Annotated in this window: 11 protein-coding genes; 6 read left to right on the plus strand and 5 right to left on the minus strand. The window is 40.2% G+C overall.

Annotation, left to right across the window (positions count from 1 at the left end; all coding sequences use genetic code 11):
• The first annotated feature begins 117 nt into the window (after positions 1-117).
• Entirely contained in the window at positions 118-2046 is a 1929-nt protein-coding gene (locus tag V7K15_RS24270) for a tetratricopeptide repeat protein (protein ID WP_334909617.1), read from the plus strand.
• Positions 2047-2245: 199 nt separating this feature from the next.
• Here the strand turns inward: V7K15_RS24270 and V7K15_RS24275 are convergent, their stop codons facing one another.
• Positions 2246-2698: an endonuclease domain-containing protein gene (locus V7K15_RS24275; protein WP_334909619.1), complete on the minus strand. Its 453-nt coding sequence runs from the start codon at positions 2696-2698 to the stop codon at positions 2246-2248.
• Positions 2699-3138: 440 nt separating this feature from the next.
• Between V7K15_RS24275 and V7K15_RS24280 the strand changes: the two genes are divergently transcribed.
• A complete protein-coding gene (locus V7K15_RS24280; protein WP_334909621.1) occupies positions 3139-4758 on the plus strand; it encodes a tetratricopeptide repeat protein in 1620 nt (539 codons plus the stop codon).
• 119 nt (positions 4759-4877) lie between these two features.
• On the opposite strand, the gene V7K15_RS24285 is transcribed toward V7K15_RS24280, so the two are convergent.
• Both V7K15_RS24285 and V7K15_RS24290 read right to left on the minus strand, forming a co-directional pair.
• On the minus strand, positions 4878-5561 hold the full coding sequence (locus tag V7K15_RS24285) for a CAP domain-containing protein (protein ID WP_334909623.1): 684 nt from the start codon (positions 5559-5561) through the stop codon (positions 4878-4880).
• A gap of 428 nt (positions 5562-5989) precedes the next feature.
• Positions 5990-7117, minus strand: coding sequence for an acyltransferase family protein (locus tag V7K15_RS24290; RefSeq protein ID WP_334909625.1), 1128 nt, complete (start codon positions 7115-7117; stop codon positions 5990-5992).
• A 118-nt stretch (positions 7118-7235) separates the two neighbouring features.
• Between V7K15_RS24290 and V7K15_RS24295 the strand changes: the two genes are divergently transcribed.
• Positions 7236-7694 (plus strand): peroxiredoxin, encoded by a 459-nt coding sequence (locus V7K15_RS24295; protein WP_334909627.1) that lies wholly within the window; start codon positions 7236-7238, stop codon positions 7692-7694.
• A 105-nt stretch (positions 7695-7799) separates the two neighbouring features.
• On the opposite strand, the gene hpf is transcribed toward V7K15_RS24295, so the two are convergent.
• Positions 7800-8447, minus strand: coding sequence for a ribosome hibernation-promoting factor, HPF/YfiA family (gene hpf / locus V7K15_RS24300; RefSeq protein ID WP_334909629.1), 648 nt, complete (start codon positions 8445-8447; stop codon positions 7800-7802).
• Positions 8448-9062: 615 nt separating this feature from the next.
• Here hpf and lipB point away from each other — a divergent pair.
• Both lipB and V7K15_RS24310 read left to right on the plus strand, forming a co-directional pair.
• Positions 9063-9755, plus strand: coding sequence for a lipoyl(octanoyl) transferase LipB (gene lipB / locus V7K15_RS24305; RefSeq protein WP_334909631.1), 693 nt, complete (start codon positions 9063-9065; stop codon positions 9753-9755).
• A gap of 176 nt (positions 9756-9931) precedes the next feature.
• Positions 9932-10132, plus strand: a complete 201-nt coding sequence (locus tag V7K15_RS24310) for a hypothetical protein (RefSeq protein ID WP_334909634.1) — start codon at positions 9932-9934, stop codon at positions 10130-10132.
• Positions 10133-10227: 95 nt separating this feature from the next.
• Here the strand turns inward: V7K15_RS24310 and V7K15_RS24315 are convergent, their stop codons facing one another.
• The gene (locus tag V7K15_RS24315) at positions 10228-10983 is read right to left on the minus strand and encodes an amino acid ABC transporter ATP-binding protein (protein WP_334909636.1); all 756 of its coding nucleotides are present in this window, start codon (positions 10981-10983) and stop codon (positions 10228-10230) included.
• Between the two features lie 252 nt (positions 10984-11235).
• On the opposite strand from V7K15_RS24315, the gene V7K15_RS24320 reads away from it, so the two are divergent.
• Positions 11236-12753, plus strand: coding sequence for an ABC transporter permease subunit (locus V7K15_RS24320; protein WP_334909638.1), 1518 nt, complete (start codon positions 11236-11238; stop codon positions 12751-12753).
• Positions 12754-12785: the final 32 nt, after the last annotated feature.

The raw sequence follows: 12785 nt of genomic DNA on the forward strand, positions 1-12785 counted from the left end.
AACGACGTGTCATGATAACACTCCTCACTCTTCTGAATTTTCCATCAGCCACTAATTCTAAAATAGATTGATGCCTATTTGATGACACACCCTAATATACTGATCACAAGGTACGGAGTGGCTGAGGCTGTTCCCATAAATAAATATCTATCGTCCTTGCAGGTAGAAAAGACACTCGCAGTTTTGGAAAAAGCTAGTAATTTTATTACCACAGGGAGTTCTTTTATTCCAGATATTTCTATTTTAAGGGCAACTTTAGCTCCTACTTTCGCGCCAACTTTCGCACCAACTATTGCTCCTACTCTATCTTTAATTGGCAGAGTAGATTTCTTTTTTGAAGCTCAAGAGCTTAACTTAATTAAGATTAATATAGGTGATAAAAAAGATTCTTTTGTATTTCCTGCTCTAGAATCTTATAAATTAGGAGTCGAAAAGGCTCAACAAAAAGCAGATTATAAGGGTGCTGTTAAGCATTATAGCGATGCTTTAAGTAAAGATGGCAAATTTGCAGAAGCTCATGTAAGCCGAGGTCGTGCGTATTCAGAGTTAGGAGATCAGGAAAGAGCTATTGCAGATTATACTAAAGCAATGAATGTTAGTCCCAAATTTGCTGAAGACAAAGATATATATGTTGAACCATTACTAGGACGAGGTACTGTTTACATCAAACTTGGCAATTATCAGTTAGCACTTGATGATTTTAATCTAGCAGTTAAACTAAATCCTGACTTTTATGATGCTTATTTAGGCAGAGCTATTATCTATATTGAACAAAAAGATTACCAACAAGCGATTAAGGATTTAACAGAAGCATTAAAGTTAACTGCTGACTATTATCCTGCTGCTTTTCTGAAACGTGGTTCTGTTTGGGCTGAATTGGGCGAATATGAAAAAGCCATTGAAGACTTTACTCACGCTATTGAGAATCAGGCAGACGATGCTAGTACATATTATCCAGATGCCTACTATAAACGCGGACTTATTAATTTAAATTTAGGGGAACCAGAAAAAGCAATCAAGGATTTCAATAATGCTATTAAGCTGGATTCTAAGTATTATGAAGCATATTATAAACGTGCGATCGCTTACGAAAAACTTGGAGAATACGAAGCAGCAAATAAAGATTACATCAGTGCAGATTATAGTAAAGCGTTATTAATATATAATCTTACAGGACATTCAGGAATTTATGCTGCGGTTCGGTCAGTAGCTATCAGCCCTGATGGAACAACTTTAGCCAGTGGGAGTGATGACTCAACTATCAAACTATGGAACTTAAAGACAGGACAACAAATTAAGACACTTTCTGTAAATTCAGTTTTTGTTTTTGCTGTGAGTTTTAGCCCTGATGGTCAAACTATTGCTAGTTCCGGTACTGAAAAAACTATTGAACTTTGGAATGTCAGCACAGGAGAAAAAATCCTTACTATATCAGCACATTCTGATAGGATTCGCTCCCTTGCTTTTAGTCCAGACGGACAGACCATAGCTAGTGGAAGTGATGACAAAACCATTAAATTTTGGAATGTAGGAACTGGAGAAGAAATTCACAGCTTCTTTGGACACTCAGACTATATTAAGTCTTTGAGTTTTAGTCCAAATAATAACATTATCGCCAGTGGAAGCTGCGACAAAACTATCAAACTATGGGATGTGCAAACTGGTAAAGAAATTAATACCCTAGAAGGACATCAACAGTGTGTTCGTGCTATTGCTTTTAGCCCAAATGGTCAGACTTTGGCTAGTGGTAGTCAAGACAATAACATCATACTTTGGGATTGGCAAAATAATAGGCAGATACGAACTTTTAAAGGTCACTCTAATGCAGTAACATCCTTGGCTTTTAGCCCTGATGGTCTAAGCATTGTGAGTGGCAGTGATGACAAAACCATTAAACTATGGAATGTGCAAACTGGACTACCAATTATCACTCTTTTTGGGCATGAATCTTATGTAGAATCAGTAGCTTTTAGTCCCGATGGTAAAAATGTTGTTAGTGGTGGTTATGACAAAACAATTAAACTATGGGATGTGCCTTGGCAGTAAAATGTACAGATATTAAGCGCCATCAAATTCAACTTACAGCCAAGAATTGCCAAGACAACTCCCTCACTTGTCTCATGCGCTCAAAATCACTATCCTGTGAAATAATCGTCAAATTATGACGCAAAGCGATCGCATACACCACCAAAAACCACATAATTAGCCCCCTCCTCGCTTGCGGGGAGGGGGTTGGGGGTGGGGTTCATCTCTGCAACCAAGTAGCAATATCCTGCAACACCTCCTCTATCCTCTCCAGAACATCCTCATTTCTAAATCGCACAATCTGCAACCCCAAACTCTCCAAAAATTCTTGACGTATCGCATCTTCCTGTTGGGTGTAGTCGTGAATTTCGCCATCCACTTCCACTACTAACCGCGCTTCATTACAGTAAAAATCGACGATAAAACGGTCAATTGTTTGCTGAGGGCGGAACTTGAAACCCAAAATTTGCTTGTGTCTCAACTTCTGCCAAAGTAGCTTTTCTGCTGGAGTTGGTTCACACCGCATCTGTCGCACTAATGGCTTAAGTTTTTTCCAAAGTTCGTGTGGGGTTTGCCAAGGGTATCCTGGAACCCCACCCCCTAACCCCCTAAGAGCAAGCGAGGAGGGGGAACTGGAGTTGGTGAGAGGCTTGGGGTTGTGATTTTGGGTCATTTGCACTCTTGGTGGTTAGCTAATTAATATTTCATGTATTATTAAGAGTGATCGCACTCTCCAAACTCCTCAAAACTCTGGCATAATCAGACATGGCCGCACCTTCAAAACTCATGTAAATCTTGCCAATGTCTAACGATGAATATGACAGCCCTTGGAAAAACGACTCTACGAAAAAGCCTATCAACGCCAAGATATCATCAACCTATTTCGATTTATCGACTCTAAAAAGCAGCCATGTCTGAGATAGGGCGCTATGTTTTAATACACTCCCTTTAATCCAATCTCATTCTTTGCCAATTGTGATATATTAAATTAAATTAATAATTATTACAAAATAGTAAGCAATTTTTGGGAATATCACCCAAGCTAATTAAAAGGTTTACGCCGAATGGATATTTTAATAGAATGATCTCATCAAAAGATTCGCAGAAATATAAATGGACTGGATTACACTACTGCGATCGCTACAGTCTGATTTTATTAAAAGGTTAACATCTGGTTGTCTGCTTCATTGTGAAACAGAAGGTCAATATAGTGAATTAACTATAATCTCTGGAGAGAGGTTAAAGGCACTACGGGAATTTTGCTGGCTGATGGCTGAGAAATATAAGCGTGTTTCGCCAGTGCGTGACGTTTTTATCAGTTATCTCAAAGGGAAGTTGGGTGAGGAAGTTGTCAAAGAACGTTTAGCTGATTTTATTACAGAAGTCGATTATGAAAAGCGATTCGGCGGCGATGGCAATATAGATTTTACCTTGACTTCTGACCCATCTATTGGTATTGAGGTTAAATCTCGTCACGGTAGTATTGATAGAGTTAGATGGTCAATTAGTTCTGAAGAGGTTGAAAAAAATGCAGTTGTAGTTTGCATTTTGATTCAAGAAGATGTGAGTGAAGCACAATCTGAGTATCACCTTTTCTTGGCTGGCTTTCTGCCAACCCGGATGATTAAGTTGAAGACTGGGAAAATTTCATTTGGGATAGAACAATTACTGTATGGTGGTGGTTTATGGTGCTATCTAGAACAGTTACAATCTTCTCTAAATAATTCTTCTAGGCAACAATCATCAATTTACAAATATCTCCCAAAGCAGGAAATTCCATCTAAGCCAACTAATAATAAGTTGATAAAATCTTCTTTTCAACCTGAATATCGTGATGAAGATTTAAATCTACTTTATGTAAAAATGGGTGATGAATGTTTTGATAAAGGAGAATATACGAATGCAATTACCAATTATAATCAAGCTTTAGAACTTAATAATGGCGATGCTGATTTATATTATAAACGAGGTTTAGCTCACTATCAAATAGGAGATTATGAAGCTGCGATCGCAGATTATTCTCAGGCAATCCAGATGAATCTTCATGATGCTAAATCTTACAATAAACGAGGTTTAGCTCTGTGTCAACTGGGGCGATTAGAAGAAGCAATTAATGATTATAGTCAGGCGATCAGAATTAATCCTCATGTTGCCGTAGCTTATAAAAATCGGGCTGAGGCTCGTTCTCATCTAGGAGATAATCAGGGTGCGATCGAAGATTATACCCAGGCTATTAAAATTAACCCCCATTATGCTGATGCTTATAAAAACCGTGGGATTGCTCGTTATTTATTAGGCTCTCAATCTGGATTTCCTCAAGCAATCAAGATTAATCCTCAAGATGCCATAGCTTATAAAAAACGTGGTAATGCTCGTTCAGATTTAGGAGATTTGGAAGGAGCAATTGAAGATTATACTCAAGCAATACAGATTAATCCTAATTATGTCGATGCTTATTACAACCGTGGTAATGCTCGTTCAGATTTAGGAGATTTTGAAAGAGCAATTGAAGATTATACTCAAGCAATACAGATTAATTCAAATTATGCAGATGCTTATTACAATCGTGGCAATATCCGTTTAGAAATAGCAGATAAACAAGGAGCAATTGAAGATTTTCACAAAGCGGCAGACATCTATCGTCAAGAAGGCAAGCTAGAAGCACTCAAAGATACACGAGAAAGAATATTAGATTTAGAAATAGAAGAATCATTAGATATTTTAAACTTCTAGAAAGTCGATGAATTGCGATAAATAGCAATTTTTAGCCACCCTAAACTCATAGTATCATTAATTTACCAACAGTATCTTAGAAATCCTTAGGTATATTCCTCTATATTCCCGATCTAAAATTATTTTTCCCTATACCCTCCAGCGTAATCAATTACACAAATTGTTCTATATGATTTGTGAGTTCCATAAGCAACACCAGACACCTTAAAAGCACCATTAAAAATGTTTTTTCTATGACCGCGATCGCGCACACCATCATCTATAATTAACTGCATGATGATATCTTGGGCAGTGTTTGGCCCATAACTGATATTTTCTCCTGCGGTTGTTTGCCATTTACCATAACGGTTGATGCGAGTAAAGGGGTTGCTACCATCGCTACCATCATGACCTGTAGCACCTTTTGTCCCTTGGTCTTTAACGTGGTCTTTTGCACCTAAAGACATACCCTTAGATGCACTCAACCCTCCCACAGGATGTGCTGATTTCAGAAATGCGATCGCTTCATCGACTGCTTTAATTCCTTCTTGAGTTCGCAAATACGTATTATTAGAAATTTTGACTCGGTTCCCCTCAAAGCGCTTTCTATAATTTTTTAGAATCGGGAGGTATGCCTTGGGATTTGTTCGTACTTTATTTGTTTCAATTATTACCTGTTGTTCCAGCGATGAAAGGTAACTCGCCTTTGCTAATAAAATCGGACTGGCTGGTTGAACTACTGCTGGGCTAGATTGAAACAGGTGATTTGAGCAGCCAAATATCAGGAGAAGTGGCAAAAATAACCAAAATCTAATGCGACGCATTCATTACCTCACAATTATTTATATGGATTAATTTAGTGAATTAGAATAAATAAGAATTTTCTACACACAGAGAAGTTTGTAGACGCTTCTTTATATCAATACAGTTCAGTTAAACATTTCTTCCTTCTCTTCCTTTGCGTCCTTTGCGTCCTTTGCGGTTCGTTAAAAAAATTGATTTTGACAAAGAGTTAAGCGTTAAATAAACCAGATTGCTTCTTTATATCTGTTGTAACCTAGCGAACACTCAAACGTAAAGGAGAAAAAAGATTACACAAATAAAAACTCTGCATATTTGCATTTGACAGAAAAACGCAGAGTTTATATCATGTTCGCTCAAATAACTGTCATTGCGATCGCGCAGGGTAGGGAAACAAGCCCAAAAAAACCTTGCGATCGCGTCGTTTGACTCGCAATGACATATTCTCGTATTAGACTTTGAGAAACCAACGTTGTCGATACATCAGAACACCAACAGCCCACCACAATAACACGGTGACTATGGCAAACAACAGGGAACCATTCAGCACTCCCGCCCAAGATACGAAATAATTCTGGTAAATCCAATTGTAGGTACTAGGAGCATCTTTGCCTGTGCCGATAGTGGTTTTCACTAAGATTTTAATCAACAAAACGGATGGAACGAAAAGAGCGATCGCATTTAAGCCCATAATTTCAAAAGGTTTACTCCAGCGACGATTCAGCCGGACTTCGATCAGTTCATAACAAGCTGCTAGCAAAAGTAACGCCCAACCGCTAGTGAAGACTACATAGGAACTTGTCCACAGCTTTTTGTTGATGGGGAATGTCCACCCCCACGCCCAACCGATAATTAAACAACCAACTCCAAATAATCCTAACCCGATACTTGTGCGTGACTCTACAGGTTGGCTGCGTATCCATTCTCCAGTGAAGTAGCCAGCGAGAACACTTACGATCGCCGGAATAGTACCGAAAAGTCCCTCTGGATCTCCCATAAAGTTGAAACCATCACCTTTGTATAAATGTGCTTTGGGAATAATCAGGCGGTCAATATAAGCGCCAAAGTTACCTTCCCGCGTCAAAACTCCGGCACCATAATCCGGCACTGGTAGATACATCATCGTTAGCCAGTAGCCGATGAGTAGCACTGCTGCCAGTATCCATTGACCTTTACGTGGCAGATTGAGAACAGCTAGGGAAGTCAGCAGATAGGTAATGCTGATGCGTTGCAACACTCCCATAATGCGGATACTACTCAAATCAAAAGTCCAAACACCCTGATTCCAAAAGCCATTTAGTAGCAATCCTAAGGCAAAGAGAATGGCGGCGCGGCGTAAGATACGCGAGTAAATAGCTGAGGTTGGTTTATTACCTTCGGTGTACTTTGACAGCGAGAAAGTCATTGCTACACCGACAATGAAGAGAAAGAAGGGAAACACCAAGTCAGTTGGTGTGCAGCCGTGCCAATCGGCGTGGGCTAAGGGAGGATATACATCATCTGCGACACCCGCCATATTGACGAGAATCATTCCAGCGATCGTAATGCCGCGAAAAACATCTAGTGAAGTCAGGCGCATAAACGGAATTTTATGTTAGATGAGTATCTAAGTTACTCCGCTTGATGCAGGTAATCAAGGAAAATTTATAGACTTCGATACAAGGTAAAATTTTGTTCAGTCATTACCACCACTCGCCATGTCAATCAAAGTTGGAGATACCGCTCCTAATTTAAGTCTACCCGCCCAAAACGGCTCAACAGTTAGCCTCCAAGATTTTCGCGGCAAAAAAGCTGTTGTCCTATATTTTTATCCCAAGGACGACACACCCGGATGTACGGCTGAATCTTGCGCCTTTCGCGATCAATATGAAGTTTTTAAAACTGCTGGCGCTGAAGTTGTCGGCGTAAGTGCTGACTCCAGTGAATCTCATCAGCGATTTGCTGCAAAGTACAATCTACCTTTTACTCTGTTAACTGACAAAGGCGACCAAGTACGGAAGCTATATGGCGCAACAGCAGCTTTTGGCTTATTCCCTGGTCGCGTTACTTACGTCATTGACCAACAGGGAGTTGTGCAATACGTGTTTGATTCAATGTTTAACTTTAAAGGTCATGTTGAGGAAGCGCTGAAAACTTTGCAACAACTTGCGAAATAAGGGAATGGGGAGTGGGGGAGTGGGAATGAGGAGTTAGGAGTTATTTCTCCCACCCTGCGGGAAGCTAAAGCTACATCTCCCTCATCTCCCCTATCTCCCTACTCCCTATTTATTCGAGTGCGACTTTTCCGGCATGACAATATTAGCGTGAGCTGATTTGCCATTTTTACCGTTGGTATGAGCGTTACCATTGCGGGGATGGATCAGACCATAACCGCCGTGGTTGCGTTCGTAAAGCACGTTAATTTCTCCAGTTTCCGAATTGCGGAACATATAAAAGTCGTGTCCCACGAGTTGCAGTTGTTCTAAGGCTTCTGCAAGGGTCATCGGCGGCATGGAAAAATATTTGGTGCGGACGACTTCGTTGGGCAATTCGGGAGTGCGATCGCCGATTAAATCTGTGACTACCGACTCTGCAACAACTACTTCTGTTGGTGGGGACTGAGTTTTCTTGTCTTGACGCCGTTCTTTGTATTTCCGCAGTTGACGGGCAATTTTATCTGCAACTAAGTCAATGCTGGCATAGAGGCTTTCGCTGCTTTCCTCGGCACGGATAACACTACCATTAGCATAAATAGTTACTTCAGCCGCTTGTCTAGTACTAATTCGGGGATTACGGGCTACGCTAAGATGCACATCCACTTCATTTGTAATGCTCTGAAAGTGACTAACTGATTTTTCAATTTTTTGATGTACATACTCACGAATTGCATCGGTGATTTCAATATTTTTGCTGTGGATGACAAGCTTCATGTAAACTCTCCCGCTGAATATTTGAATTTGTGAATTTGCTTTGTATGAAAAGAAGTTGCGGTAAGGTATATTACTCCCGCCAAAACAAATTGTGAACTATATTGTATGTACTGCTAGCTGTCTCTAAGCCTGCTGCATCTAAGTTCTTGTTAAGTACACCCTTAATTTCCCTCGTCATCTCTGCGCTGATATCCAATTGGATATCCAGATAAAACTCTTGGGTGAGGAAATCTCAGTGGTAGCTCCCGTGACTACCTTCTCTTTTAAAGCAACGCTTACAGAACTGTTGATAGTTGCTCCTTCTGTGTTCGATTGAGGTTTGCTTGCTGTTGTTCAAAAATACAAGTCTTTGTGGAAGTTTGATTGTGTTTGAAATGCAAACAATATGATTAGAGTCATCAGCCAGTACATTCGTCTTTATTGTCTTGGCATGATGCTTATTGCAGAAAATTCCTCCTAAAACCTATTGAGGCTATATTTTCAACCTAGCACTTTGTGTTTTCTAATGCAGCTTCCCTTGACTTTCCTTTAAAATCCTTTGCAAAACTTAACATTTTTTGACTCCAATCCTGTAGCTTGAAAGATATTTCGTTCCCAATACAGTTGATTTTTGGCATGATTCATAGTACTAAACCACAGAAAAACCGTTGTTTGCTGTATAACCAAGGATTAATTCCTTACTTAGAAGCTCATGGATGGCAGCGATCGCTCCTGACTGAGCGCATCCATGACCCCAGTCTAGATGATGTGTTAATTTTGCTAGAACATCCACCTGTTTACACTCTGGGGCAAGGAAGCAACTCAGATTTTCTCAAATTTGATATTGACAAAGGTGAGTATGATGTGCATAGAGTAGAACGAGGCGGCGAGGTTACTTACCATTGTCCCGGTCAACTGGTAGGATATCCTATTTTAAATCTGCAAAGTTATCGTAAAGACCTTCATTGGTACTTACGGCAACTCGAAGAAGTAATAATTCGCGTATTGGCAGTTTATGGGTTGCAGGGAGAAAGAGTTCCGGCTTTTACTGGTGTTTGGTTAGAAGGGCGAAAAGTTGCGGCTATTGGGATTAAAGTCAGCCGTTGGATTACTATGCACGGCTTTGCATTAAATGTTTGTCCAGACATGACAGGCTTTGAGCGCATTGTACCCTGCGGTATTTCCGATAAACCTGTAGGCAGTTTAGCCGAATGGATTCCAGGCATTACCTGTCAAGAAGTGCGCTTTTATGTAGCACAGTCTTTTGCAGAAGTCTTTGGAGTGGAATTAGTCGAGTCACAGCCTCAAGGATTTTTCCAGTCTGAGTAAATTCAGCTTGTCATTATGTAATAAATACTATAGCAATCCTATTTAAATTGTGAGACACTAATGAGAGTACTCAATCTTTGATAGTTATTAAAATAACTATAGTTGTTAAAGCTAAAGTCTAATTATTTACAAATATCTATACTAACTTTTTATGGCTGTCAAGCACAACTTTGCGCGTGAACTACTCAAATAATCTCCAGATATATGCCCCATCATTAACGTTTCTGAGAGAACGTGATTGGACAGCTTTGATAGAACTATTTGACAGAGATGACGGTGATGAAATTGAAACCGACATCCACAGGAGTTTGTTTTGGCTGATACCTGAACCTTGTTGGGAAGATGATCCCTTTGATTTCTTGCGCGAGTACCTTTGAAGAGTTATGAGTGAAGAGTTATGAGTTATGAGTTATGAAAAAACCTTTAATTGACAACTCCTAATTCCTAACTCCTAACTATTCATAAGTCCTAACTATCTAACGTTAAGGCGACTGAGGAAAATACGTAGGCGATCGCTTTGGGGATTGGTCAAAACTTCATAGGCTGAACCTTGTTCTGTGACAATACCTTGATCTAAAAATATCACCTGATGGGCTACTTCCCGCGCAAATTGCATTTCATGGGTGACAACCACCATTGTCATCCCTTCTGCTGCCAATTGCTGCATCACTTGCAAAACTTCGCCGACGAGTTCGGGATCTAGGGCGCTGGTGGGTTCGTCAAATAGCATGATTTGGGGATTCATACATAAGCTACGGGCGATCGCTACTCGTTGCTTTTGTCCGCCAGAAAGTTGTTCGGGATAAGCAGATGCTTTGTCAAATAAGCCGACTTTTTCGAGATATAATCTCGCTAGTTGGGTGCTTTCCTTTGGTGTTTTACCCAGTACTTTACGCGGCGCAAGTGTCATATTTTCTAAGACGCTGAGATGGGGAAACAGGTTGAACTGTTGAAAAACCATACCTACTTGTGTTCGTAGTTGCCGCAGTTGGTTATAGTTGACAGTGGGTCGGGATAAGTTGATCCCGTTGATTATTAAACGCCCGTTGTCAATGGTTTCTAGGCGGTTGAAGCAACGTAGGAGTGTACTTTTTCCACAGCCGGAGGAACCGATAACTGCAACGACTTCTCCCTGGTTGATTTCGCCGGTGATTCCTTTGAGGACTTTTAGGGAACCAAAGTTTTTTTCTATATTGTCAAAAATAATCGCGGGGATGATATTGTTCATTACTTATGTCAAGCTGTTCTACAGTTGATTGTAAGGTTTTTAATGTAGACGCGCAGTAGTCCTAAAAAACGCCTGAGAATTCATTCTGAGGCTAATAGCTAAAGTCTTCTAAAGAAGACTTAGTAAGGGTTTTAGTCTACTGAAGTAGACTAGCCAAGAAATTTATTTCTTGGCGGGAGATTGGACAGTTGCAAGATATAACTTGAACGAACCGCAGAGGCGCAGAGGGCGCAGAGAGGGAGAGAAAATAATATGGCTAAATTTGATCTTGGGCGTTGGCTGCGCTGGTGTGTGGTTATAAGTTTTAGCTGTTTGTTACTGGTTGGCTGTGCTGTGAATCCTAGCGCGGGGAAAACTCTGCGGATTGCTACGGAACCTGCGTTTCCACCTTTTGAGTTTCAAAGACAAGGTGGTGAGTTGCAAGGTTTTTCCATTGATTTGATGAATGCAATCGCTTCCTCAGCTAACTTTAAAGTGGATTTTCAAAGTCTGCCTTTTGATGGCATTATCCCAGCTTTAAAAGGCAAAACGGTAGATGCGGCGATTAGTTCGATCACGATTACAGAGGAGAGGGCGAAGACGATTGATTTTTCCCGTCCCTATTTTAAGGCTGGGTTAGCGATCGCCATCCGTGCAGATAATCAAAATATTACTGGCTTTGACAGTCTCAAAAATAAAAAAATTGCAGTACAAATTGGTACAACTGGGGCTGCAAAAGCTAAGAGTATTCCTGGAGTGCAAATTCGCAGTTTTGATTCAGCACCTCTAGCCCTGCAAGAATTGTTCAATGGTAATGTGGATGCGGTAATCAATGATGCACCAGTGACTTTATATGCCATTAATACGGGCAATCTTCAGGGAATTAAAATAGTACAGCAATTGCTGACGGAGGAATTTTACGGGATTGCTACAGCTAAAAATTCGCCAAATTTGGCATTAATAAATGAGGGTTTGGATCGGGTGCTGAAAAATGGCACTTATTCCCAAATTTATCGGAAATGGTTTAAAACTGAACCGCCATCATTACCAGTTAAATCACCATTTGAGAATAAAACTAACGCTGGCACACCTAAAATATTAACTTCAATTGGCGTGATTTTGCAGGCTTTTCCGACTTTATTACAGGGAGCATTAGTAACGTTGCAATTGACGATACTTTCTGTAGTGTTTGGTTTAATTGGGGGTTCCCTAATTGGAATTATACGACTTTCTCATATTGCACCTGTGCGTTGGGTGGCGAGAGCGTATGTGGATTTTTTTCGGGGAACACCTTTGTTGGTGCAAATTTTTATGATTTACTTTGGATTACCTGCAATTTTGCAAGAACTTGGTTTGACATTTAGTTTTGATCGCCTAACTGCTGGGGTAATTGCCTTAAGTTTGAATAGCGCCGCATACATTGCCGAAGTTGTCCGTGGTGGGATTCAATCGATTGAATCAGGACAAGCAGAAGCAGCACAGTCATTAGGCTTGAGTTCTGTGCAAATAATGAGTTATGTAATTTTTCCCCAAGCTTTCCGACGGATGATTCCACCTTTAGGTAATGAATTTATCAGTTTGTTGAAAGATACAAGCTTAGTTGCAGTGATTGGTTTTGAAGAATTGTTTCGCAAAGGACAGCTAATTGTCGCCGATAACTATCGTGCTTTTGAAATTTACGCGGCTGTGGCGGTGGTTTATTTATGTTTGACGTTACTTTTTTCACAAGCGTTTAGTCGCTTAGAAGTGTGGATGAATCCGGTTAAACGGCGGAACAAATACGATACCTAATAATTTTTCAGTGATTTTTCCAACTTACTTTA

This window comes from Nostoc sp. (genome assembly GCF_036919815.1).
GTDB lineage: Bacteria > Cyanobacteriota > Cyanobacteriia > Cyanobacteriales > Nostocaceae > Nostoc.

Excerpts from the sequence above, each read along its gene's own strand:
- V7K15_RS24315 (WP_334909636.1), bottom strand. The coding sequence starts at position 10,983 with ATGAACAATATCATCCCCGCGATTATTTTTGACAATATAGAAAAAAAC.
- V7K15_RS24320 (WP_334909638.1), top strand. The coding sequence starts at position 11,236 with ATGGCTAAATTTGATCTTGGGCGTTGGCTGCGCTGGTGTGTGGTTATA.
- V7K15_RS24285 (WP_334909623.1), bottom strand. The coding sequence starts at position 5,561 with ATGCGTCGCATTAGATTTTGGTTATTTTTGCCACTTCTCCTGATATTT.
- V7K15_RS24295 (WP_334909627.1), top strand. The coding sequence starts at position 7,236 with ATGTCAATCAAAGTTGGAGATACCGCTCCTAATTTAAGTCTACCCGCC.
- hpf (WP_334909629.1), bottom strand. The coding sequence starts at position 8,447 with ATGAAGCTTGTCATCCACAGCAAAAATATTGAAATCACCGATGCAATT.
- V7K15_RS24280 (WP_334909621.1), top strand. The coding sequence starts at position 3,139 with ATGGACTGGATTACACTACTGCGATCGCTACAGTCTGATTTTATTAAA.
- lipB (WP_334909631.1), top strand. The coding sequence starts at position 9,063 with ATGATTCATAGTACTAAACCACAGAAAAACCGTTGTTTGCTGTATAAC.
- V7K15_RS24275 (WP_334909619.1), bottom strand. The coding sequence starts at position 2,698 with ATGACCCAAAATCACAACCCCAAGCCTCTCACCAACTCCAGTTCCCCC.
- V7K15_RS24290 (WP_334909625.1), bottom strand. The coding sequence starts at position 7,117 with ATGCGCCTGACTTCACTAGATGTTTTTCGCGGCATTACGATCGCTGGA.